This window comes from Caulobacter sp. GW821-FHT12D05, from assembly GCF_058807295.1.
Genome location: NZ_JBXAQO010000003.1, coordinates 815,308 through 838,100, shown reverse-complemented (window position 1 = coordinate 838,100; position 22,793 = coordinate 815,308). Strand labels below are relative to the sequence as shown.

General features: G+C 67.6%; 18 protein-coding genes. 13 read left to right on the top strand and 5 right to left on the bottom strand.

Features of this window, described 5'->3' with window-relative positions; translation table 11 throughout:
• Window positions 1–88 precede the first annotated feature (88 nt).
• Together AC1RRR_RS16825 and AC1RRR_RS16820 are read right to left on the bottom strand one after the other, a co-directional pair.
• A complete protein-coding gene (locus tag AC1RRR_RS16825; RefSeq protein WP_492815274.1) occupies window positions 89–1,330 on the bottom strand; it encodes a cell wall hydrolase in 1,242 nt (413 codons plus the stop codon).
• Window positions 1,331–1,357: 27 nt separating this feature from the next.
• On the bottom strand, window positions 1,358–1,837 hold the full coding sequence (locus tag AC1RRR_RS16820; protein ID WP_492814856.1) for a Dps family protein: 480 nt from the start codon (window positions 1,835–1,837) through the stop codon (window positions 1,358–1,360).
• A 60-nt stretch (window positions 1,838–1,897) separates the two neighbouring features.
• On the opposite strand from AC1RRR_RS16820, the gene AC1RRR_RS16815 reads away from it, so the two are divergent.
• From AC1RRR_RS16815 to AC1RRR_RS16795, 5 genes are all read left to right on the top strand, one after another.
• On the top strand, window positions 1,898–4,297 hold the full coding sequence (locus AC1RRR_RS16815) for a PAS domain-containing protein (protein ID WP_492814854.1): 2,400 nt from the start codon (window positions 1,898–1,900) through the stop codon (window positions 4,295–4,297).
• 195 nt (window positions 4,298–4,492) lie between these two features.
• The gene (locus AC1RRR_RS16810; protein ID WP_492814852.1) at window positions 4,493–4,819 is read left to right on the top strand and encodes an ArsR/SmtB family transcription factor; all 327 of its coding nucleotides are present in this window, start codon (window positions 4,493–4,495) and stop codon (window positions 4,817–4,819) included.
• Window positions 4,816–5,250 carry an SRPBCC family protein gene (locus AC1RRR_RS16805; RefSeq protein WP_492814850.1) on the top strand — a complete coding sequence of 145 codons (435 nt, stop codon included), beginning with the start codon at window positions 4,816–4,818 and terminating at the stop codon, window positions 5,248–5,250. The genes AC1RRR_RS16810 and AC1RRR_RS16805 overlap by 4 nt, the downstream gene beginning before the upstream one ends.
• A gap of 5 nt (window positions 5,251–5,255) precedes the next feature.
• Window positions 5,256–5,456, top strand: a complete 201-nt coding sequence (locus AC1RRR_RS16800) for a hypothetical protein (protein WP_492814848.1) — start codon at window positions 5,256–5,258, stop codon at window positions 5,454–5,456.
• Window positions 5,457–5,465: 9 nt separating this feature from the next.
• Window positions 5,466–5,885 (top strand): DUF1801 domain-containing protein, encoded by a 420-nt coding sequence (locus tag AC1RRR_RS16795; protein WP_492814846.1) that lies wholly within the window; start codon window positions 5,466–5,468, stop codon window positions 5,883–5,885.
• Here AC1RRR_RS16795 and AC1RRR_RS16790 read toward each other — a convergent pair.
• Window positions 5,882–6,754 (bottom strand): NAD(P)-dependent oxidoreductase, encoded by an 873-nt coding sequence (locus AC1RRR_RS16790; protein WP_492814844.1) that lies wholly within the window; start codon window positions 6,752–6,754, stop codon window positions 5,882–5,884. The genes AC1RRR_RS16795 and AC1RRR_RS16790 overlap by 4 nt on opposite strands.
• 102 nt (window positions 6,755–6,856) lie before the next feature.
• Between AC1RRR_RS16790 and AC1RRR_RS16785 the strand changes: the two genes are divergently transcribed.
• From AC1RRR_RS16785 to AC1RRR_RS16765, 5 genes are all read left to right on the top strand, one after another.
• Window positions 6,857–7,192, top strand: a complete 336-nt coding sequence (locus tag AC1RRR_RS16785; protein WP_492814842.1) for a winged helix-turn-helix transcriptional regulator — start codon at window positions 6,857–6,859, stop codon at window positions 7,190–7,192.
• A 61-nt stretch (window positions 7,193–7,253) separates the two neighbouring features.
• Window positions 7,254–7,943: a DUF1353 domain-containing protein gene (locus AC1RRR_RS16780; protein ID WP_492814840.1), complete on the top strand. Its 690-nt coding sequence runs from the start codon at window positions 7,254–7,256 to the stop codon at window positions 7,941–7,943.
• A 99-nt stretch (window positions 7,944–8,042) separates the two neighbouring features.
• Window positions 8,043–9,665 (top strand): autotransporter outer membrane beta-barrel domain-containing protein, encoded by a 1,623-nt coding sequence (locus tag AC1RRR_RS16775; protein ID WP_492814838.1) that lies wholly within the window; start codon window positions 8,043–8,045, stop codon window positions 9,663–9,665.
• 211 nt (window positions 9,666–9,876) lie between these two features.
• The gene (locus AC1RRR_RS16770; RefSeq protein ID WP_492814836.1) at window positions 9,877–12,195 is read left to right on the top strand and encodes a TonB-dependent receptor; all 2,319 of its coding nucleotides are present in this window, start codon (window positions 9,877–9,879) and stop codon (window positions 12,193–12,195) included.
• Window positions 12,196–12,365: 170 nt separating this feature from the next.
• Entirely contained in the window at window positions 12,366–12,962 is a 597-nt protein-coding gene (locus AC1RRR_RS16765) for a hypothetical protein (RefSeq protein WP_492814834.1), read from the top strand.
• Between the two features lie 4 nt (window positions 12,963–12,966).
• On the opposite strand, the gene AC1RRR_RS16760 is transcribed toward AC1RRR_RS16765, so the two are convergent.
• Both AC1RRR_RS16760 and AC1RRR_RS16755 read right to left on the bottom strand, forming a co-directional pair.
• Window positions 12,967–15,312: a hypothetical protein gene (locus AC1RRR_RS16760; RefSeq protein WP_492814832.1), complete on the bottom strand. Its 2,346-nt coding sequence runs from the start codon at window positions 15,310–15,312 to the stop codon at window positions 12,967–12,969.
• Between the two features lie 194 nt (window positions 15,313–15,506).
• Window positions 15,507–18,440, bottom strand: coding sequence for a TonB-dependent receptor plug domain-containing protein (locus AC1RRR_RS16755; RefSeq protein WP_492815272.1), 2,934 nt, complete (start codon window positions 18,438–18,440; stop codon window positions 15,507–15,509).
• Between the two features lie 726 nt (window positions 18,441–19,166).
• Here AC1RRR_RS16755 and nadA point away from each other — a divergent pair.
• From nadA to nadC, 3 genes are read left to right on the top strand one after another with little or no spacing between them, the layout of a single operon-like run.
• On the top strand, window positions 19,167–20,270 hold the full coding sequence (gene nadA / locus AC1RRR_RS16750; RefSeq protein ID WP_492814830.1) for a quinolinate synthase NadA: 1,104 nt from the start codon (window positions 19,167–19,169) through the stop codon (window positions 20,268–20,270).
• A 43-nt stretch (window positions 20,271–20,313) separates the two neighbouring features.
• Window positions 20,314–21,828 carry an L-aspartate oxidase gene (locus tag AC1RRR_RS16745; protein ID WP_492814828.1) on the top strand — a complete coding sequence of 505 codons (1,515 nt, stop codon included), beginning with the start codon at window positions 20,314–20,316 and terminating at the stop codon, window positions 21,826–21,828.
• Entirely contained in the window at window positions 21,825–22,673 is an 849-nt protein-coding gene (gene nadC / locus AC1RRR_RS16740; RefSeq protein WP_492814826.1) for a carboxylating nicotinate-nucleotide diphosphorylase, read from the top strand. Before AC1RRR_RS16745 ends, nadC begins: the two co-directional genes overlap by 4 nt.
• The last annotated feature ends 120 nt before the right edge of the window (window positions 22,674–22,793 follow it).

Below are 22,793 nucleotides of genomic sequence, written 5' to 3'. Positions count from 1 at the left end.
CCCCCCCGCTCGGCTTAGGCCGGCGATGCCCCCTCAGTCGGCTTCGCCGACAGCTCCCCCAGCGGGGGAGCAGATTGTTTCACCGCCGCTAATTCAACGGATTCAACAAACTCGGCGGCCGGGGCTTGGGCTTCGGCGGCGGCGGTGGCGGCGTGGGCGGAGCCGCCGGCGCTTCCACGGCCGGCGGCGGAGGCTCAGCCACCGCTTCCAGCGCCTTGTTGATCTTGGCGATCTCTTCGGCCGTCGGGATCCGGCGACCGGCCACCGTGCCCACCATCGTGAACCGCTCGCCCGTCGGCGAGTTGGCGTCCGGCACCGCCATCAGCTTGGCCTCGGGCAGGACCAGGTTGTCGACGCCCAGCATCCGGGCCGCGGCGCTGGAGGCGATCGCCGGCGCGTTCTGGGCGGCCAGCACCTCGGGCGGGGCGGCTTCCAGGGTGCGCGGGTCGGCGGCCATCAGGATCTCGGCGCTGACCGTCTCGTTGCCGGAATACTTGCCGTTGAAGGCCTTCAGCATGCCGGCCGGGCCGGTCCAGCGATAGAAGATGTGCTGGCCGAACTGCTTCAGCTTAACGAGCGTCGGGGCCCAATAAGGCGAGACGTAGTCGGCGTGGTAGTGGGTGGCCACGCCCACCGGCTTGAACACGAAGCCGCTCAGCGCCCGCTTGGCCACGGCCTGGGCGTTGGCCCACAGGGCCGGCGGCGGCACGCGGGCCAGCGAGCCGTCGCAGGCGAAGCTGAACTGGCAGCCGGTCGAGCGCGCCGCGCCCTCGTAGATCACCCCGCAGATCGACTTCGGATAGCCCGGGTGGCGCATGCGGTTGATCACCGTCTGGGCCACGGCCATCTGGCCCTCGCCGGGCTCGAAGCCGGCCTCGTAATAGACCGCCTGGGTCAGGCAGTTCAGCGCCCTGGCGCGGGCGTCGGCCGAGCCGGTGATCACGAACGGGCGGGCGGCTTCCAACTCTTCCGGAACCGCCGGGCGCAGGGCGTTGATGATCCGCGCCTCGTCGAAGTCGGCGACGCGGTCGCCCAGACGCGGGATGTCCTTGAGATTGATGACTTCCCAGCCCTCGACCCGTCCCCAGTAGTCCTTGTGCGGACGAGGGTCGTGACGCTGGGCTAGAGCCAGCATGGCGGGGTCGAAGTCCGCGACATAGTGGCGCAGCGCGCGCTCGCTGAAGCTGCGCGTCACGCGCATCAGACCCGCCTCGCGCCCCGATCCGGCCGGCACGTAATAGGTGGTGGTGGCGCACGCCGAAAGACCGCCGACGACCAGGACGGTCGCGGCGGTCTTCCAGTTTCCGGCGCGAAGGCCGGTGATGTTCAGGGTCCCCACCCTGCCCCCGGCCAGCAGCTACTTGCTACCGAGAGTGGAGCGGATCATCCAGGCGTGTTTCTCGTGGGCCTGGAGGCGTTGGGTCAGCAGGTCGGCCGTGGCCTCGTCGCCGGCGTCGTCGGCGATCGGGAAGGCGTCGCGCAGGGTGCGGATAACCGTTTCGTTGTCGGCCTTCAGCTCGCTCAGCATGGCTTCCCACTCATTTTCGGGATTGCCGTCCTTGAGGCTGGAGAGGTTGCCGAAGGCGCCGTAGCCCATCGGGGCCAGCTCGCCCAGAGCGCGAATACGCTCGGCGATGTCGTCCAGCGCCGCCCACTCTTCCTGGTACTGGCCTTCCAGAAGAACGTGCAGGGACTGGAAGTTCGGACCCCGGACGTTCCAGTGATAACCATGCGTCTTGAGATAGAGCGCGTAGCTGTCGGCCAAGACCTTGTTCAGGGCAGCTGCGATGTCGGCGCGCTGCTTGGCGCTCAGCCCGGTGTTCAAGGTGTCGGCCATCACTGATCTCCTCGGTTGCGTGCTCTAGGTAAGCGTGTCCATGCTCTTGGCAAGACATCTTTGCGGGGAGCAGAGGTGGTAAAAGAAGACGCCCCGAACTTGGCTTCCGACGAGCACCGTCGAATCCATGCTCTAGTTAGCGCGTGGCTTATCCCTCCGGTTCCACCACCGGCGTGGCGATGCGCCGTGGCCGCCTTGATCGGCGTGGCCATGGCCGTGCTGATGCGCGTGGCCCTGCTGGGCCTGCACGGCGGCGTGGGGGCCACCCAGCCGTTCTTCCCGGCCATCATGCTGGTCACCCTGTATGCCGGCTGGCGCTGGGGGCTGGTCCCGCTGGGCGCCGGCGCGGCGTTCGGCTTCTACCTGTGGACCGACCAGGGCACGACCGCGATCTCCGAGGACGAGCTGGCCACCCTGGTCATCTTCCTGCTGTGCGCGGTGATGATCGTGGCGGCGGCCGAGGGCCTGCGCGGGGCGATGCGGATGCTGGCCCGGGCCCGCGAGGAGCGCGCCGACGCCGAGGCCCGCCTGCGCGTGACCCAGACCGCCGCCGGCGTCGGACCCTGGGACTACGACATGGTCCATGACGAGCTCTATCTGTCGCCCGGCGCGCGGCGGAACATGGGCGCGCCCGACGGGGGCCGGGTCCGGATCGGCGACCTGCCGTCCTACGTCCACCCCGACGACCGCGAGATGGCGCGCGAGCGGGTGCGACGGGCGCTGCAGGGGCTGGAGGAGTACGAGGTCGAGTATCGCCTGGCCGACACCAGCCAGGGCGAGCGCTGGGTGCACGGCCGCGGCGAGGTGATCCGCGACGAGGAGGGCAAGCCGGTCCGCATGATCGGCCTGAACTTCGACGTCACCAACCGCCGGCGTTCCGAAGAGCAGGTGCGCGAGAGCGAGGCCCGCTTCCGGAACCTGGCCGACAGCGCCCCGGCCCTGATGTGGGTGTCGCGGCCTGGCGGCATCCGCGAGTTCGTCAACAAGGCCTATGTCGAGTTCGCGGGCCTGGACTATGACGGCGCCCTGACCATGGACTGGCGCACGCGGCTGTTCCCCGAGGACCTGCCGGGCATCCTCAAGGCCCAGGTGGCGGGCGAGGCCTCGCGCAAGCCGTTCCACCTGGAGGGTCGCTATCGCCGCAACGACGGCCAGTGGCGGTGGCTGAAGTCGTTCTCGCAGCCGCGCTTCGGGCCCGACGGGGCTTTCATCGGCTTCATCGGCATCGCCTTCGACACCACCGACGCCAAGCAGGCCGAGGCCAAGCTGACCGGGGTCAACGAACTGCTGGAAGAGCGGGTCGAGGCCGCCGTGGCCGAGCGCGACGCGGCCCAGGCGGCGCTGCTGCAATCCCAGAAGCTGGAGGCCATCGGCCAGCTGACCGGCGGGGTGGCCCATGACTTCAACAACCTGCTGACGGTGATCATCGGCGCCCTGGACGTGGTCGAGCGCCACCCCGACGACGAGCGCCGGCGCGAGAAGATGATCGGCGCGGCCCTGGCGGCGGCCAAGCGCGGCGAGAAGCTGACCCAGCACCTCCTGGCCTTCGCCCGCCGCCAGCCGCTGAAGCCGGAGGTCTGCCGCGTCGACCGCCTGATCGCCGAGTGCGAGGGCCTGCTGAAACGCGCCCTGGGCGACGCCTACACCTTCCACCTGCGCCTGGGCGCGGGTGTGCGCGCGGCCCGGATCGACGCCGGCCAGTTCGAGGCGGCGCTGCTGAATCTGGTGGTCAACGCCCGCGACGCCACCCCGCCCGGCGGCGAGGTCACCATCGAGAGCCGCCCGGTCACCATCACCCGCAAGCAGGGCGAGCTGGAGCCTGGGGAATATCTGCGCGTCGCCGTGCGCGACACCGGAACCGGCATGGACGCGGCCACCATCATCCGCGCGGTCGAACCGTTCTTCACCACCAAGGCCCCCGGTGAGGGCACCGGCCTGGGCCTTAGCCAGGTCTACGGCTTTGCGCGGCAGTCGGGTGGCTCGGTCGACATCGAGAGCAAGCCCGGCCAGGGCGCGACCATCGCCTTGCTGCTGCCGATCGACCTGAACGACGTCGCCGCCGAGACCGCTCCGGCGGTCGATCATGTGCAAGCCCAGGTCCCCTCGCGCGTGCTGCTGGTCGAGGACGATCCGCAGGTGGCCGAGCTGGTCGGGGTGATGCTGCACGACCTGGGGCACAGCGTGGTGCGGGCCGGTGGGGTGGACGAGGCCTTGAGCCGGCTGGCCCAGGACGACGGCATCCAGCTGGTGCTCAGCGACGTGATCATGCCGGGCGGCAAGAGCGGCGTCGATCTGGCCGAGCAGCTGGCAGCGGACCGGCCGGGGCTGCCGGTGGTGCTGTGCTCGGGCTACACGGGCGGGGACCAGGGGCGGGCGCGGGCCGGGGATTGGCCGTTTATTTCGAAGCCGTTCTCGTTGGAGACCTTGGCGCAGGCGCTCGCGCAGGCGCGGCCGCATTAAATCGGAATCTGCTCCCCCGCGATGCGGGGGAGCTGTCGCGGAGCGACTGAGGGGGCCTTCACGGCCTAAGCCCAGCTTGCCCCCTCCGGCCCTCCGGGCCACCTCCCCCCGCATCGCGGGGGAGGAGAATGGGCGCTTGACCAACCCATAACTCCAGAGTTATACAAAAACCCATAGCCCATGAGTTATGAGTCAGTGACCGAAACACCCCACGACACCCTCTTCCGCACCCTCGCCGATCCGACCCGCCGCGCCCTGTTCGAGCGCCTGTGTCGGGACGGCGAGCAGACGGTTGGCGCGCTCACCGCTCAGGCGGGGGTCAGCCAGCCGGCGGTGTCCAAGCACCTGGCGGTGCTGAAAACCGCCGGCCTGGTCGCCGACCGGCACGAGGGCCGCCAGACGCACTACAGCGCCCAGCTGAATGCCCTGGCCCCGCTCATCGACTGGACGAGCAAGATGGCCGGCTTCTGGGAAGGCCGGTTCGACAAGCTCGAAGACCTTTTGAACAGGATGGACCAATGACCCCCACCCTTAGCGAAAATACCAAGACGGTCGTCATCGAACGCGACCTGCGCCACCCGCCCGAGAAGCTGTGGCGCGCCCTGACCCAGCCGCACCTGATGGAGGAATGGCTGATGAAGAACGACTTCCAGCCCCAGGTGGGCCACAAGTTCAACCTGCGCGGCGAATGGGGCGGCGTGCTGGACTGCGAGGTGCTGACGATCCAGCCCCATAGCAGCCTGTCCTACAGCTGGAACTTCAAGCACGAGGACCCGGCCTACGACCTGACCAGCGTCGTGACCTTCACCCTGACGCCCACGCCGACCGGCACGCATCTGCGCGTGGAACAGGCCGGCTTCCGTCCCGACCAGAAGCAGGCCTTCGGCGGCGCCCATGCCGGCTGGAAGGGCTTCCTCGAGAAGCTCGACACCCTGCTGGACAAGGAAGGCTGAGCGCCATGACCAAGCTGATCCGCCAGACCCACCGCTGGCTGTCGATCGCCTTCACCGCCGGGGTGCTGGGCTACATCATCGTCATGAGCCAAGGCCAGCCGCCCTACTGGGTTGGCCTGTTCGCCCTGATCCCGCTGATCCTGCTGCTGATCTCGGGGCTCTATCTCTTCGTGCTGCCGTACGTGCGGCGCGGCGCGAAAGCCTAGGAGGACGCCATGCCGATGAAACCCGCCCCGGCCGGCGTCCCGGTTGCCGACCTGATCGACGAAGCCATCGCCAATCTGGGCGACTGGCGCGGCGAGACCCTGGCCCGCCTGCGCGCCCTGATCCATGAGGCCGATCCCGACGTGGTCGAGGAGTGGAAATGGGGCAAGCCGGTCTGGTCGCACGACGGCCTGATCTGCACCGGCGAGACCTACAAGGCCTATGTGAAGACCACCTTCGCCAAGGGGGCGTCGGTGGCCGATCCGAAGGGCCTGTTCAACTCCAGCCTGGACGGCAATGTCCGCCGGGCGATCGACTTCAAGCAGGGCGAGCCGATCGACGCGGACGCCTTCAAGGCCCTGATCCGCGCGGCCGTGGCCGTGAACAAGGCCGACCAGGCCGCGCGGACCGCCAAGAAGAAGAAGGCCTAGGCCGGACTGCCCAGCACCTTGACCACGGCGGCCAGCTCCTGGTCGGCCAGGCCCTGGCGGTCGGCCTCTTGCAGCCAGCCGTCGACCAGGGCCGGCAACTGGTCGTTCAGCTTGAGGTCGCGCGAGCTCTTCAAGATCCGGTCGACGGCCGAGATCGAGATGCGCAGCGGGCTCTGGCTGATCGTGAAGTCGCCTGACTTGATCACCCCGCCCTGGTGCTCGAAGAACGCGCCGAAGCTGGGCGAGATGTCCTTGACCAGCGTGCCGTAGGCGGCGACGTCGATGCCGACCGCCTCGGCGATGCGGGCCCCGTGGGCGAAGCCGGCATAGGCGCCGTAGACATAGGACAGGGTCGCCAGGTCCATGAAGGCGGCCGCGTCGACCCGCTCGCCGACCTTGACCAGGTTGCCGCCCAGGAGGCGCAGCAAGGGCTCAACGGCCTTGAGGTCAGCGGCCGCGCCGGCGACGAGCACCGGGGTGTCGGGCTGGCCCATCTGGCTGGGCGCGGCCTGGATGGCGCCGTCGACATAGCGACCGCCGGCCGCCTCGATCCGCGCGGCGAAGGCGCGGGCGGCTTCCGGCCCCGTGGTGCCGAGGTTGACGAACACACGGCCCTTCAGCGCGGCGTCCACGCCCGACGCGGCCAGCACCGCCTCGACGGCGGCGTCGTCATAGAGGATGGCCAGGGTCACCGGGCTGGCCGCCACGGCCTCGGCCGGGCTGACGGCGACCACCGCCCCCTGCCCTTCCAGGTCCCGCGCCTTGTCGGGCGAGCGGTTCCACACCGTGACCGACTTCCTGGCCTTCAGGAGCAGGTCGCCCAGCACCACGCCCATGGCGCCCAGGCCGATCAAGCTGACGTCCGACATTTGCTTTCTCCTTGCGAAAATGTTGGACGCCGCAAGTAGGAAGCCTACATTCCAGATCGCAAGAACTGACCAAATTGTAAGGTACTATCCAAAAGGTAAGTCATGAAGCATCCCGGCTACGCCTGCGGCATCGGCCCCGCCTTCGGCGTCATCGGCGGCAAGTGGAAGGCCGCCCTGCTCTGGGAGCTGAACGCCGGCGCCCTGCGCTACGGCGAGCTCAAGCGCCGCGTGCCCGGCGTCACCGAGAAGATGCTGATCCAGCAGCTGCGCGAACTGGAACGCGACGGTCTGGTGGAGCGCCGCATGTTCCCCGAGGTCCCGCCGCGGGTGGAGTACGAACTGACCGCGTGGGGCGTGCAGCTGAACACCGCCCTGGCCCCGATCGCCGACTGGGGCGAGGCCTATGCCAAGGCGCACGGGCTCTATCCGGAAGGTTGAGTCTTCACAGCGAGCAACATTGGCGCGATATTGCGACCAGGCACACGCCATGGGGGAAGCAATGGCCGGCAGCTTTAGTGGTCTTATCAATGTCCAATGGCTGAACAACGGCCGGATGAAGCTACTCGAGGACTTCAGCTACACCGACCCCGCCACGATCCTCTGGTCCGTTCCCAAGGGGGCCGAGACCGATGGCGCGTCGATCCCGCGCATCCTGTGGACAGCGCTCGGCTCGCCGTTCGATGCGCCCTATCGCGACGCGGCGGTGGTTCACGACTGGTACTGCGACGTAAGGCTCCGCCCGTGGAAGCAGGTCCACAAGATGTTCTATAATGCGATGTTGACCGCCGGCACGCCGGAGGCTCTCGCCAAGACGATGTATCTGGGCGTTCTGGTCGGTGGTCCGCGATGGAACGACCAGGCCATCGCCAACACCGGCATCTCGACGGCCGGGATAACCGTCGGCGGCGCCCATGGCGGTCTGACGGAGCGTTTCGGCGGAGGCTCGGTCGGCCTGGGCCTCGACCTCGACGCCGCGGCCAGCTTCGAGACCGGCGGCGGCAGTTTCGAAACGGACTTCGACGCCGCCGATGTCGGTGACTTCGAGGTCTCGGACGCCCCCATGACCGCCGAACAGGAGCAGGCCCTGGCCTCGCTGCTTGAACAGAACGCCGAACGCCTGGGCGAGGCTTCGCTCGATGACCTCGAGAACGAGGCCGAAGAGGTTCGCAGCGCAATCGGCTACGCCTAGCAATCTGCCCACCACAACTCCGCCTTGATTGCGACAGCGCCGCCATAGTAGACCCCCAGGCATCGCGGGGGCGCGATCGCTTACGGAGTCCAGTAAGTGTTGTTTCCAGTTCTCCGCGCCGGCCAGGCCGCCGCGGATCGTTCCTGGCTGCCCCGCGTGACGCCGGCAGCCCTTTCCGCCATCGCTCTGGTCCTGGCCGCGCCGCTCGCGGTCCATGCCCAGGAAGCGCCTAAGGATCCCGACAAGACGTTCGGCGACAAGACGCTGACCGACAGCGACGACGCCATCACCAACGAAAAGACCGTCGACCTGATCAACAGCGTCGACTTTGGCGGCGGCGCCAATTCGCTGACCAACAACGCGACCATCACGATCGGCGCCAAGGCGACGGCGCCCGTCGAGGTCAAGCTGCTGCAGCTGGACGCCCTGAAGAACGCCGGCCTGATCGACCTGCGCAACGGCCATGTCGGCGACGTCCTGACCCTGTCGGGCGACTATGCCGGCTCGGGCAAGGCGCGCCTGGGCCTGGACGTCGGTCCCGGCGGCGTCGACCGCCTGGTGATCGGCGACGTGGCCAACGGCAAGACCGCCGTCGTCCTGGGCGGCCTCACCGCCAAGACCGCCGCCCTGACCGGCGACAAGGGCCCGGTGCTGATCCAGGCGGGCGCGGAGTCGACCAAGGACGCCTTCTCGATCGAGAACGCCGACATCGGCTTCGTCCGCTACGGCCTGGTCCAGGACGTCGCGGCCGACAAGACCGTCACCTACCGCCTGAAGGGCGTGGCCGGTCAGCGGGCCTATGAGATGCTGAAGGTCTCCGAGAGCGTGCGCGACCTCTGGCGCCAGTCGTCCGAGGCCTGGAGCGCTCACGTGGCCAGCCTGCGCGACGCCGGCCATGACGCCAGCGGCATGGGCGTCTGGGGCCAGGCCTTCGGCAGCCGCCTGGATCGCGACGGCAAGATCGGCAGCGGCGACCAGACCGTCGAGGTCGACTATCGCCAGACCACGTATGGCGGCCAGATGGGCGTCGACCTGATCAATGCCGGCATGGACGACAACCGCATCCTGCTGGGCCTGACCGGCGGCTATGCCGACGCCCGCCAGCGCTTCAGCGGCTACGGCGCCCAGACCGCCAAGCTGCAGGTCGCCAATTTCGGCGGCTATATCGGCCTGACCCACGGCGGCTTCTTCATGAACGCCCTGGCCAAGGTCGACAGCCAGTCGATCAAGGTCACCAACGGTCCCGACGCGATCGATTTCAAATTCGACGGCAAGGCCTATGGCGGCCTGCTCGAGGCCGGCCTGCGCTCGGGCGGCGACGGCGTCCACTTCGAGCAGCTGCTGAGCATCAACTATGTCAGCGCCCGGCTCGACGACGCGGCGGTGTTCTCGCAGAAGCTGGACTTCGACAACGCCACCGGCTTCGTCGCCAAGCTGGGCGTACGCGGTTCGGTCGAGAGCGAGGCGCTGGGCGGGGTGCTCACCACCTACGGCTCGGCCTTCGTCGCGCATGACTTCACGATCAAGAACAGCCTGGACCTGGTCAGCGGCGACCAGCGCGAGCACCTGTCCCAGGACGGCGGCCGCACCTTCGGCCAACTGACGGCGGGTCTCAGCTACCGCGCCGGCGGCGCCGTGGTCACCTTCCTGGAAGGCGCGGGCGAAGCCGGCGACGGCCGCACCGGCGGCGCCCTGCGCCTGGGCGTACGGATCGGCTTCTAGCCGTTCCCAAGGTAACGCCCGTGGGTGAGGCTTTCGCGCCTCACCCACGGGCTGTCGCCTACAGCCAAGTAAGTAAGTCCTTCACTGAACCGACATGGAAGAGGCCTATAGCGCGGACGCGCTGGTAGCGGGACGAATCGCGTTCGCTCCGCTAGGTCGCTGGCGCTTCACGAAGACGGCCGCCAACGGCCGCGATGAAAGGTCTCTCCCCATGCGTCTCCTCTCCTCCCCCCAGTGGGCCAGCAAGCTGGCCCTGCTGCTGGGCGCGGCTTCCGCGACCCTGGCTTTCGCCGGCGCCGCCCACGCCCAACAAGCCCAAACCCAGGCTCAGGCCGACAGCGCCCAGCTGGACGCCATCGTCGTCACCGCCGAGCGCCGCTCGGAAAACCTGCAGAAGGTGCCGCTGTCGGTGGCCGCCGTCTCGGGCGACCAGCTGCGCGCCGTCACCGCCGACGGCGGCGACATCCTGGCCCTGTCGGGCAAGGTCCCCAGCTTCTACGCCGAGACCACCACGGGCCGCATCTTCCCGCGCTTCTACATCCGCGGCCTGGGCAACATCGACTTCTACCTGGGCGCCTCGCAGCCCGTGTCGATCATCCATGACGACGTCGTGCTGGAGCACGTGGTCCTGAAGTCGAACCCGCTGTTCGACATCGCCCAGGTCGAAGTGCTGCGCGGCCCGCAAGGCTCGCTGTTTGGCCGCAACACCACCGCCGGCATCGTCAAGTTCGACACCATCAAGCCCAGCGAAGACTTCAACGGCCGCTTCTCGGCCTCGTACGGCACCTACGGCACGACCACCTTCGATGGTGGTATCGGCGGCCCGATCGCCGACGGCCTGATGTTCCGCGCCTCGGTCCTGTACCAGCACCGCGACGACTGGGTGGACAACACCTTCGCCGGCGTCAGCGCCGACGGCACCAAGACGCCCGAGAAGAACGCCATGGGCGGCTTCACCGAAAAGGACGCCCGCCTGCAGGTGCTGGCCAAGCCGAACGACAAGCTGTCGGTCCTGGTCTCAGCCCACGCCCGTTCGTACGAAGGCACCTCGACCCTGTTCCTGCGCCAGGCCCTGACCAAGGGTTCGAACGACAGCGCCGCCCCGCGCGACAAGGTCGCCTTCGACGAAGCGGCCAACAACCCGCAGGCCTATGACACCTACGGCATCTCGGCCCACGTCGACTACGACTTCGGCCCGGTGACCCTGACCTCGATCAGCGCCCTGGAGCACACCAAGGGCTACAGCCGTGGCGACACCGACGGCGGCGCGGCGGCCAACTTCCCGGTCGGCGGCGTGCCGAACGGCTTTGGCCAGTCGATGGGCCAGGTCCGCGACCTGGACCAGCTGACCCAGGAAATCCGCCTGGCCAGCAACGGCGAAGGCAAGCTGAAGTGGCAAGTCGGCGGCCTGTACTTCGACTCGCGCGACACCACCGACTTCTATCAGCGCGGCTATTTCCTGCTGCCGACCTCGGCCGGCTACAACCCCAACAACTGGGTGCGCCTGAACAACCTGAACACCTCGTGGGCGGTGTTCGGCCAGGCCAGCTACGCGCTGACCGACGCCCTGACGATCACGGCCGGCATCCGTGACACCTACGACGCCAAGAAGACCGTCCTGGTGAAGACCTCGAACAACGCCGCCAACGTCTCGACCTACACGGGTCGTCGCTATGTGCGCCTGGCCGACGAGCAGGTCAGCTGGGACCTGTCGGCCAACTACCAGGTCAATCCGGACGTCAGCATCTATGCCCGTACGGCCAAGGGCTTCCGCGGCCCGACCATCCAGGGCCGCTCGGCGGTGTTCAACGCCGACTTCACCACGGCGGACTCCGAAACGATCCAGTCGTACGAAGTGGGCTTCAAGAGCTTCCTGCTCGACAACACCCTGCGCTTCAACGCCTCGGCCTTCACCTATGAGGTCAAGGACATCCAGCTGAACGGCAACGACAGCAACGGCAACGGCGTGCTGTTCAACGCCGACAAGGCTCAGGCCTACGGCGTCGAAGCCGACCTGGAATGGCGTCCGGTCCAGAACCTGCTGCTGACGGCTGGCGCCAGCTACCTGCACAGCGAGATCAAGGACAAGCGCGTCTACGCCCAGGTCTGCGCGCTGAACGGCGTGGTGGTCTGCACGGTCGAAAACCCGACGATCAAGGTGGGGGCCAACACCTTCGCCCAGATCGACGGCCAGCCGCTGCCGAACGCCCCGAAGTACAACCTGAACTTCACCGCCCGCTACAACATCCCAGTCGGCGACGCCGGTCGCTTCTTCGCGGCCACCGACTGGAACGTCCAGGGCTACACGAACTTCGTGCTCTACAAGACCAAGGAGTTCTACGCCAAGGGCGCCTTCGAAGGCGGTCTGAAGCTGGGCTACGAGAACCTGGACAAGGGCTACGAGATCGCCCTGTTCGGCCGCAACATCACGAACGAGAAGAACCTCAAAGGCGTGATCGAGAACTACATGGCCGCCGTCTACAACGAGCCCCGCATCGTCGGCGTCTCGCTGAGCGCCAAGCTGAAATAGTCGCTTCTTCCCCGGCTCGACCCCTTGCGGGTCGAGCCACCCCTGTCTGCCCCGGAGCCTGCAAGCTCCGGGGCATTTCTTTGTTACAAACCCCAACTCAACCTAGGGATTGTCAGTACGCGCATTTGGGGACTAGGCTCTGCCGGTAAACAGTCATCCGGAGCCTTGCCATGCGCTCAACATGGTCGATCCTAGCTCTCACCGCCGTCATGGCCGTGCCGGCCGCCGCTTCCGCTCAACAAGCCGATCTCTTCAGCCAGTTCCAGCAGGCCTGCGTCCAGGCCAACGCCCAGCCCGAGCGCGTGCGCACCGCCGCCAAGGGCTGGCGCACCGTCAAGACGCCGCAAGGCTTCGACCGCGCCAAGGCCTGGTCGCGCGACGGCTACATCCTGACCTCGGCCGTCCAGCGGATGGCCCGCGGCGAGCGCCGCACCTGCTCGATCTCGGGCCCCGCCGACCGTCGCGCCGAAGCCGCGGCCGTGGCCTGGGCGGGTGGCCAGTCGACCACCAGCGGCCCCGTCGGCACCTATCTGCTGCTCGACGCGGCCAAGTCGCCGCGCCCCGCCACGCAGGACGACGCCCGTGATCCCAACAAGCTGGGCCGCGTCTCGGGCGTGGCCGTGTCCCGTGGCGACGCGACGACGACCCTGGGCCTGAGCACCTTCGCCCCGGTCACGTTCTCCAGGGCCGCCCAGGAAGAGTTCCAGGTCAACCTTCCGGACAAGGTCATCACCGCCTGGGACTTCGTCCACCCGCCCAGCCGCTGAGCCTTTACGCGAAGGTGAGAACCGTCCCGGCGATCGACGCCAAGGTCAGGCTGGTTCCGGCCAGCTTGACCACGTAGTCGACGCCGTCGACGAAGCTGCCGCCGGCGCTGCGGTCGGCGACCACATAGGTGTCGCCGCCCCAGGTGAACCAGGTCAGGATCGGCGTCACCGAGCCGTCGCCGGCCGTGGCGATGTTCAGCGCGGCGGCCAGGCTGGGCTGAACGCCCAGCGCCGTCGGCGCCGCCAGGCTGGTCATGCCCGAATTGACGGCCGTCAGGTCCAGCTTGTCGCCCGCCGCCAGGTGCGAGATCGTCGTGAACACCGCGCCGGTGGCCCCCGGCGCGCCGATCTTCACCGTGTCGACGGCGGCGTCGGTCCCGACGTCGATGGTATTGGCCTTGTTGTTGACCGTGATCGTGTCCGCCGCCGTCCCGCCGGTGTAGTTCACCGTCGAGACCGCAGCCCCGACGTCGATCGTGTTGGCGCTGGTCGCCGCGCCCTTGACCGTCAGGGCGTTGTTCTGGGCGCCCGCGAACCAGATGAGGCCGCCGGCCGTCATTGCGGTGGCGTCGACCGTGGTCACGTTCAGGGCGTTGGCCGTCGCCAGGGTCAGCCGGTTGGAGCCGGCGATGTTCAGCGTCGTCAGGCCGCTGTCGACAAGCCCGAAGATCGAGTCCGCGCCCGTGGTGGTGATGTTGATGGTCGCATAGGTGTCGGAATCGTCAGTCAGCGCGCCGCCGGCAACGCCATTCAGTGTCAGGGCCAGGGAGGTCGGCGCACCGACCGCACCCGTGCGCTGCATGTTGATGTCGGTCGAACCGTTCGCCAGCTTCAGCGTGGTCACGCCGCTGGCGCGGATCACCGGGTTCAAATAGCTATCGAGATCGATGGTCTTGATCGTGCCCACCGTCGCCGAGCCATGGTTGATGTCGTCAACCTGGACATACTGAGGTCCGGTGGTGTGCTTGACCTTCGCCGAGGTGGTGAAGGCGCCCCCGAGGACGTACGAGTCGCCAGCGCTCTGCGTGATGCTGACGGCCGTCCCCCCGACCGCGACGACCATGCCGCCGCCAGCGCCGGTCTGGATGACGGAGATGCTTCCGGTCGGTTCCAAGTTTTCGCCGATCACGACGGCATTCGAGCTGTCGGCCGTCGTGACGGTGACGTCGCGCCCGCCGTCGACCTTAACGCGGCCGCTCCCCTGGCTTGTGTTGGCGACGACGATGTCGGTGGTCCCCGACGCTCTCAGCATCATGGCGGCCTGGCCGTTGACGTTGTGCCGCGTCACGCCCGTCCAGCTCGAGATGTCGTCGGTAAAGCCGTTGACGCCGTTGATGGTCACCGTCTCCACGCCCGTGGCCGCGGGAACCGGAAGGACGTAGCCGCCGACGCCGACATTGATTGTCAGGCTGTCGTTCCCAGGCCCGCCGCCCAAGGTCGTGACGCCGGCGAAGGTCAGGTTCGTGCCGATGAAGCTGTCGTTCCCGGCGCCGCCGCGCACGGTGGCGACCCCGCCGGTCAGCACGATCGTCATGTCGAGGGAACCGCTCGACGGAGGCGGCTCGGGCGCGGGCAGCACCGCGCCCCGGTCCGCCGCCTTGCCCGTGCCGTGGGCGATGGAGTCCGCGGTCGGCCGATAGGTCTGGGTGATGTCGGTGTTGTAGACCGCCGTCCCCGTGGCCAGGGCGGCCATGAAGTTGCTGGCCGCTGCGGCGTAGAGGCCGATGTCCGCCTTGATCGCCTCGCCCAGCAGGTAGCCGGCGGCCGCGGCCTTCACCGCCAGGTCGACCTGGGCGGCGGTCATGGCCGGGGTGATCATGCCCGCGCCCTGGGCGGTGGCCAGGATGGCGTCCTTGCGGCTGACGATGTCGGCGATGGCCTTGGCGGCGTCGACGCCGGCGGCCTGGGCGTATGAGGCGCCGATGATGGTCTGGTAGATCGCCGCCACATACTCGCCAAAGCTCATCGCGCCGTACTTGGTCGCGAAGCTCGCCGCCCCTTCCCCCCGGACCCCGAGGTTGGCGGCGAAGTTGATGTAGCGGTTCTCCAGGCCGAAACGGGCGTAGTACGGGTCGTTCAGGTCGCTGGTGTTGGTCGGCGAATTGACCAGGTAGTCCAGCCCCGCCTTCGACGGGCTCTTGCCGGTGAAGAACTGGTAGCTCAGCACCGCCAGGGCCGTCGTGCCGTCGGCGCTGTTGATGATGTTCGCCAGGATCTGGGCGTCGCTCAGCTGCCCATTGGCGCTCAAGATGGCCACCATCTCGAAATTGGCCAGGGCCGCCGCGCTCGGCGCGATCCCGTCATGCACCGCCGTATGGGCCAGCGTCAGCTGTTCCAGCGTATAGGCCATCTCGCATCCCCCTCGGGCGCGCCCCACGCAGCGCCTTCAGCTGGGTTGAGTCAGCTATCCGACACTTACCTAAAGATCAATTCGATACATTTGTGCGTCGTAATTATCTCGTCAAAAAAGTGGATCACCGCGCAAGAAAAAGGGCCGGCCCTTTCGGAACCGGCCCTTCCCTCTCGCCGTGAGGCTCGAGAGTCTTAGTACTGGAAGCGGACGCCCAGCTTGAACGAACGGCCGATCAGGCCGGCGTAGTGGAAGGCGCTCAGATAGTTCGGGTTCGAGGTATAGGCGCCCGGAGCGACCGGAGCCTTTTCGTCGAACAGGTTGGCCACGTTGGCATAGACCTGGACCTGGTCGGTCACCTGGGCGGTGCCGTTCAGGTCAACATTGACGAACTTGCTGACGTAGCAGAACTTCTCGCCCATCGCCTGGTCGCCGTTGTTGTACAGGTTGCCCTTGGCGCAGCTGGTGTCGGTGTAGACGTCAGCAGCGACCTGCTTGATCTTGCCGACGAAGTAGGTGGTGGCCGACAGGGTGTACTTGTCGCCGAACGACAAGGTGTTCTGCCAGTTGCCACGCCAGTTCGGCGTGCCGTTACCGGCCGACAGACCGTTCGGGCCCAGCGTACCAGCGTACTTCTGCACGCCGTTGGCGGCATGCAGGTCCGACTTGATCACGTGGGTGACTTCGACACGGCTCGTCAGCTTGAGGCTGTCGGTGATGTTGAAGCGACCCGTGGCGGCGAAGTCGACGCCCGAGGTGATCTGGTAGTTGGCGTTGACGAACGGCGCGTTGATGATCAGCACGCGCGGCAGGGCGGTCGGGAACAGCGGGTCGACACCGTCGACGACGTTGCACGAATAGCCCGGACCCACGGCCGCCACGGCGGCGCAGGCGTCGGCAACGTTGGTCTTGCTGAAGTAGGCGGCGCGAGCGTCGGCCATCAGCGGACCGGACACGATCAGGTCCGACTTCTTCACGTTGTAGTAGTCGACCGTCATGCTGAGCCAACGGGTCGGCTCGTAGATCGCGCCGACGGTGAAGCTACGCGAGGTTTCCGGCTTCAGGTCCGGGTTGCCGTTGTAGCCGCCGCCGATCGAGTACTGGCCGGCATAGGGGTTCTTGTTGCCGCCGGTGACCGTGCCGCCGTGAGCGTTCTGGAACGCGACCGGCGGGGTGTAGTTCGAGAAGCCGGCATATTGCGAGCGCGGGCTGGCTTCGGCGAAGGTCGGGGCGCGGAAGCCCTTCGAGTAGGTGCCGCGGAAGGCCAGTTGCTTGATCGGCGTGAACTTGGCGCCGATCTTGGGCGAGAAGTGGCCGTAGCCTTCCGAGTAGTGGTCGTAACGACCCGACAGGTTGACTTCCAGGGTGTCGAGCACCGGAGCCAGCACTTCGAAGTAGCCGGCCGAAACCGTGTGCTTACCGAACGCCGACGAGGTGGTCAGGGTCCAGGTGTCCAGGCGGGCGTTCTGGTTGTTGTTTTCCAGTTCCTCGCGACGGATCTGGGCGCCGACGGCCAGCTGCATGTCGCCGCCCGGCAGGGTCCACAGACGCTTGGTGATCGAAGCGTCCAGCGCCATCAGCGACGAGCTGGACGGCGTGGTGATGTCCGGCGCGATCGACTGGCGCACAGCGGCCGTGTTCTTCGACGGATCGACGAAGTTGTACGAGCCGGTGTTGATGGCCTTCAGCGTGTTGGCGATGTTCAGGTAGCCGTGCTGGACCAGGCGCAGGTTGTCCTTGGCGCCGACGGCTTCGATGCGCCAGTTCCAGTCACCGCCGAAGTCGCCCGACAGGCCCGCGGTGCCGCGGATGACGTCGTTGCGACGGTCGCTGGCGAACGGGATGTCGCCGAACACGTAGTAGATGCGGGCCGCGCCGTTCGACGGATCGTTGGCGTAGGCGGCCGCATACGGGTTGTTCGGGTTCAGAGCGCGATCCGAAGCGGTCGAGCAGTTGACGCCCGCCGAGCAGATCCACACCGGCAGGACCATGCCGGGGTTGTTCGAGGCCAGCGAAGCGGCGGCGCCGAACGGCTGACGCAGACGGGTGTTCTGCGGCTGGCCTTTGATGCTGACTTCGTTACGCGAGAAGCTGCCGGTGGCGTAGGCTTCGATGTTGTCGGTCAGACGCACGCTCAGGCGGCCGTTGAAGGCGTAGCGCTTCTGCAGCGGCTGGATCTGGTTGTACATGTCCTGCAAGTTGTACTTGCAGCTGGTGCCTTGGGCGGCGCCGGTGGTGACGGTGAACGTGCCGTTGGCGCAGTTCAGGTTCAGGGCCTGGTACTGGTTGGTGAACGGCGAACCGGCCGCGCCCGACAGCGGGTTGTTGAGGTCGGTCTGGCCCACGCGGGTGACGACGGCGGTCGGCGTGCCGGTGGTGACCGTCAGGCTGCTGTCGGCGGTGTTGTTGTCGACGCCGCCGATCGGGGTCAGGTCCAGGGTGTTGTACGGGAAGCCACGGCTGTGGTTCGTGACCCGGCCGTCCTTCTGGTACTCGGCGTTGATGTAGACGTTCCAGCCGCTCTCGCGGTAGTCGCCGAAGCCCAGGGTCAGGTCGCCGCGCTTGTGCGAGGCGTCGCCGCGGTCGCTTTCACCGGCTTCCAGGCTGCCGGCCACGCCGACGAAGGTCTTCTTCAGCTTCAGGTTCACGACGCCGCCGATGGCGTCAGCGCCGTACGACGACGAAGCGCCGTCCTTCAGGACTTCGATCTTGTCGATCAGGCTGAACGGAATGGTGTTGAGGTCGACATAGGCGTTGTGGCCGTCGTCGTTCAGCGGGAAGTTGGTCGAGCGCAGGCCGTCGACCAGCACCAGCGTCGAGGAGACGCCCAGGCCGCGCAGCGAGACGGCCGAGCCGCCGGCGCTGAAGCCGCCCTGGAAGCCGGTCGGGATCGAACCGGCGCCGTCGGCCGAGATCGTGCGGATGGCGTCCGAAGCGGTGCTGATGCCCGCGCGTTGCAGGTTTTCCGACGTCAGCACGGTGACCGGCGACGGCGTTTCGGTGTCGGTCCGGCGGAACAGCGAGCCGGTGACGACGATTTCTTCGACTTGCGTGTCTTCGGCCGGAGCCGGAGCAGCGGTCTGGGCGGCGGCTTGGCCAGCGGCCAGCACGGCCATGCCGCAGATCATGGAGGAGGCCAGCAGGCGCTCCCGGATGGACTTCGTAATCAAGTTAAACTCCCCAGCGTCTTAGCGCGTGCATGCGAACATGCTCGGTTGTCGGACCCCTCGTTGAATCCGGCTGGCGGGGAGCTACGGGCCGAAATGATCCTAGGTCAACGAACATTGCGACGCTGAAACAACGCGTAAATCCGCTGTCTCATTAAAGTCACATCATTACAATTAGGTAATTTAAATACTCTAAAGTTGCGAGACAATATACACAAAGACGAGATTGCCACTTTGGGTTCGGCGAACTGCTCGTAATTTTCGAATTTCGATACGGGAATTAGTTACGACTATTTGTACAGCAATTACTGTACATAAAGCATCATATGATTGGGGCGCGAGCTTTCTGCGTACCTGCGGCTGTGGCGGAATTTTTCTTCCGCATTACCGATTTGTAAGGATTAAAACCAGCGAAGATAACGCTGTTCTTGGCAAGCTAATGTGCCGCGACGCCTTGTCGCGCTTAAACCATTGCACCGATGCCCGGGACCCGCGCCTCAGAAAATGGCGCCCCTGCTTTCAGATTCTCCAGGGTTTGCATTCCGCTTCGCAGGCGCTATATGTGACGAGTAGGTTATGCTCACTTTCAGCATAACCAGGACGCCGGGTCCCAGCGGAACGCTCCGTCAAGCTCCGGCGTTTTTTGAGGCCCTGGAAATGCTCACTTTGAGCATAACGGAGTATCAGATGGCCGACGGGTTTGCCGCTTCCCCAAAACCCTTCAGGGGGGAATTCACCGCTCAAGTCGAAGCGGAGACCAGCGGGATCTGGGACAAGGTCAAGCATCACGTCACCCCGATGGAGTGGCGCGCGCAGGCCCCGCTGATCGCGGAGATCAACCGCCTGAAGCGCGAGAAGAATGCCGCCATCCTGGCCCACAACTACATGACGCCGGACATCTTCCATGGCGTGGGCGACTTCGTGGGCGACAGCCTGGCCCTGGCGAAAGAGGCGGCCAAGAGCGACGCCAAGATCATCGTCCAGGCCGGCGTGCACTTCATGGCCGAGACCAGCAAGGTCCTGAGCCCCGAAAAGAAGATCCTGATCCCCGACCTCAAGGCCGGCTGCAGCCTGGCCAGCTCGATCACGGGCGCCGACGTGCGACTGATCAAGCAGCGCTATCCGGGCGTGCCGGTGGTCACCTATGTCAACACCACCGCCGACGTGAAGGCCGAGACCGACATCTGCTGCACCAGCGCCAACGCCGTGCAAGTCGTCGAGTGGGCCGCCAAGGAATGGGGGACCGACAAGGTCATCCTGATCCCCGACGAGTTCCTCGCCCGCAACGTCGCCCGCCAGACGGACGTCAAGATCATCGCCTGGGCGGGTCACTGCGAAGTGCACAAGCGCTTCACCGTCAGCGACATCGCCGACATGCGCGCGGCCTGGCCGGGCGCGGAAGTGCTGGCCCACCCCGAGTGCCCGGCCGAGATCCTGGAAGCCGCCGACTTCGCCGGCTCGACCGCGGCGATGAACGACTATGTCGCCGCCAAGAAGCCGGCGCAGGTGGTGCTGATCACCGAGTGCTCGATGGCCAGCAACGTCCAGGCCGAAAGCCCGGCGACCCAGTTCATCGGCCCCTGCAACATGTGCCCGCACATGAAGCGCATCACCCTGCAGAACATCCACGACGCCCTGGTCTACGAGCAGTACGAGGTGACGGTCGACGCCGACGTCCTCGACCGTGCCCGCCTGGCCGTGCAGCGGATGATCGACCTGCCGCCGCCGGCGGTGCCGGCCCGGTACGACCTGGTGAAGGCGCGGCATCACGTGGATGTCGAGCTGATCTAGAGCCGCCTTTCTTATCTCCCCTCTCCCCTGGGAGTCGTTTTCAGTGACCGAACGCGTGAACTTCGACAGCCCCGTGATCCTCGGGGCCGGGCTGGCCGGTCTCAGCGCCGCGCTGGCGGCGGGCAAGGCCCTGGTGCTGTCGCCGACGCCTCTGGCGACCGGCTGCTCCAGCGCTTGGGCGCAAGGCGGCATGGCCGCCGCTCTGGCCGCTGACGACACGCCCGCGCTGCACGCCGCCGACACCATCGCCGCCGGGGCGGGCCTCTGCGATCCGAACGCCGTCGAACTGCTCACCACCGAAGGCCCGCAGGCCGTGCGAGACCTGGCCGCCCTGGGCGCGCCGTTCGACCGGAAAGTCAGCGGAGACTTCGTGCTCAGCCTCGAAGCCGCCCACGCCAAGGCCCGCGTCGCCCGGGTCGGCGGCGACGGGGCTGGCGCGGCGATCATGGCCGCCGTCGTGGCCGCCGTCCGCGCGACGCCGACCATCGAGGTCCGCGAGACCGCCCGCGCCCGCCGCCTACTGCAGGACAAGACCGGCCGCGTGGTCGGGGTGCTGGCCGAAATCGACGGCGCGCTCGTGGAAATCCGCGCCAAGGCCGTGATCCTGGCCACCGGCGGCGTCGGCGGGCTCTATGCCGTCACCACCACGCCCGCCCAGGTGCGCGGCGAGGGCCTGGGCCTGGCCGCCCTGGCCGGCGCGACGATCGCCGATCCGGAGTTCGTGCAGTTCCACCCGACCGCGATCGACATCGGCCGCGACCCCGCCCCCCTGGCCACCGAGGCCCTGCGCGGCGAGGGCTCGATCCTGCGTAATACGGATGGCCATGCCTTCATGGCCGAATACCACCCGGCCAAGGACTTGGCCCCGCGCGACGTCGTCGCCCGCGCTATCCATGCCGAGCGCGCGGCGGGCCGCGGCGCCTTCCTCGACGCCACCACGGCGGTCGGCGCGCACTTCCCGCACGAGTTCCCGGCCGTGTTCGAGGCCTGCCAGAGCGCCGGCATCGATCCGCGCCGCGAGATGATCCCGGTCACGCCGGCCGTGCACTATCACATGGGCGGTGTGGCCACCGACCTGGACGGCCGCGCCAGCCTGCCGGGCCTGTACGCCGCCGGCGAGTGCGCCTCGACCGGCGTGCAGGGCGCCAACCGCCTGGCCTCCAACAGCCTGCTGGAAGCGGCCGTGTTCGGCGCCCGCGCCGGCCATGCCGCTGCCGCCGAAGGTGTGAGCGGCGGCGAGCCGGTCAGCCTGGAGCCCGTGCCCGACCTGCCCGACGCCACCTTGCAGGTGCTGCGCAAGGCCATGAGCCGCGACGCCGGCGTCATCCGCGACGAGGCGGGCCTGACCCGCCTGCTCGCGCAGATCGACGCCCTGGAGCCGGCCTACGGCCCATGCCCGCCCCTGGTCGCCGCCCGCCTGATCGTCGACGCCGCCCTGGCCCGCCAGGAAAGCCGTGGCGGCCACTATCGCAGCGACTTCCCCGCGACCGCCCAGCCGGTCCGCACCTTTGTTACCCTGGAGAATGCGGACGCCACCGTCCGTTACGCCGCCGAATGACCATCCAACCGCTGGACGACCTCTTGGTCCGTCCGATCGTCGACCTGGCCCTGGCCGAGGACCTGGGCCGCGCCGGCGACATCACCGGCCAGGCCTGCATCGACCCGGACGCCCGCCTGTCGGTGGTCTGGGCCAGCCGGCAGGATGGCAGGGTCTCCGGCCTTTCCTGCGCGCGCCTGTCCCTGGCCGCCCTGGACCCGAGCGCCAGCTTCGAAGTCGTGACGCCGGACGGCTCGGACGTCGTTCCGGGCACGGTCCTGGCGCGCGCCGAGGGCAACGCCCGCGCGGTGCTGATCGCCGAGCGCACCGGCCTGAACCTGCTGGGCCGCCTGTCGGGCATCGCCACCCTGACGCGGGCCTATGTCCGCCTGGTCGAGGGTACGGGCGCCACCATCGTCGACACCCGCAAGACCACGCCGGGCCTGCGCGCCCTGGAGAAATACGCCGTCCGCTGCGGCGGCGGGGTCAATCACCGCTTCGGCCTGGATGACGCCATCCTGATCAAGGACAACCACGTCGTCGCCTGCGGCGGCGTCGGCGAAGCCGTCCGCCGGGCGCGGGCTCACGCCGGCCACCTGGTGAAGGTCGAGGTCGAGGTCGACGGCCTGAACCAGCTGGACGAGGCTCTGAAGCACGGGCCGGACGTGGTGATGCTGGATAACTTCAGTCTCGAGGACCTGCGGACGGCGGTGGGCCTGGCCAAGGGTCGGGCGGTGCTGGAGGCGTCGGGTGGGGTGAACCTGACCACGGTCCGGGCGATCGCGGAGACGGGCGTGGACGTGATCAGCGTCGGGGCGCTCACCCATTCCGCACCGGTGCTCGACATTGGGCTAGACGCCAACTAGCGGCAAAGCGGCGCTAGATGCTCCCCCGCGATGCGGGGGAGCTGTCGCGGAGCGACTGAGGGGGCAAGTGCTGCGAAAGCCGAGCTAGCCCCCTCCGGCCCTCTGGGCCACCTCCCCCGC

Bases quoted from the DNA above. Each gene is read 5' to 3' on its own strand.
- AC1RRR_RS16820 (WP_492814856.1), bottom strand. From the start codon at position 1,837: ATGGCCGACACCTTGAACACCGGGCTGAGCGCCAAGCAGCGCGCCGAC.
- AC1RRR_RS16795 (WP_492814846.1), top strand. From the start codon at position 5,466: ATGCCGATGAAACCCGCCCCGGCCGGCGTCCCGGTTGCCGACCTGATC.
- nadC (WP_492814826.1), top strand. From the start codon at position 21,825: ATGACCATCCAACCGCTGGACGACCTCTTGGTCCGTCCGATCGTCGAC.
- AC1RRR_RS16805 (WP_492814850.1), top strand. From the start codon at position 4,816: ATGACCCCCACCCTTAGCGAAAATACCAAGACGGTCGTCATCGAACGC.
- AC1RRR_RS16760 (WP_492814832.1), bottom strand. From the start codon at position 15,312: ATGGCCTATACGCTGGAACAGCTGACGCTGGCCCATACGGCGGTGCAT.
- AC1RRR_RS16785 (WP_492814842.1), top strand. From the start codon at position 6,857: ATGAAGCATCCCGGCTACGCCTGCGGCATCGGCCCCGCCTTCGGCGTC.
- nadA (WP_492814830.1), top strand. From the start codon at position 19,167: ATGGCCGACGGGTTTGCCGCTTCCCCAAAACCCTTCAGGGGGGAATTC.
- AC1RRR_RS16780 (WP_492814840.1), top strand. From the start codon at position 7,254: ATGGCCGGCAGCTTTAGTGGTCTTATCAATGTCCAATGGCTGAACAAC.
- AC1RRR_RS16770 (WP_492814836.1), top strand. From the start codon at position 9,877: ATGCGTCTCCTCTCCTCCCCCCAGTGGGCCAGCAAGCTGGCCCTGCTG.
- AC1RRR_RS16755 (WP_492815272.1), bottom strand. From the start codon at position 18,440: ATGATCTGCGGCATGGCCGTGCTGGCCGCTGGCCAAGCCGCCGCCCAG.
- AC1RRR_RS16800 (WP_492814848.1), top strand. From the start codon at position 5,256: ATGACCAAGCTGATCCGCCAGACCCACCGCTGGCTGTCGATCGCCTTC.
- AC1RRR_RS16765 (WP_492814834.1), top strand. From the start codon at position 12,366: ATGCGCTCAACATGGTCGATCCTAGCTCTCACCGCCGTCATGGCCGTG.
- AC1RRR_RS16790 (WP_492814844.1), bottom strand. From the start codon at position 6,754: ATGTCGGACGTCAGCTTGATCGGCCTGGGCGCCATGGGCGTGGTGCTG.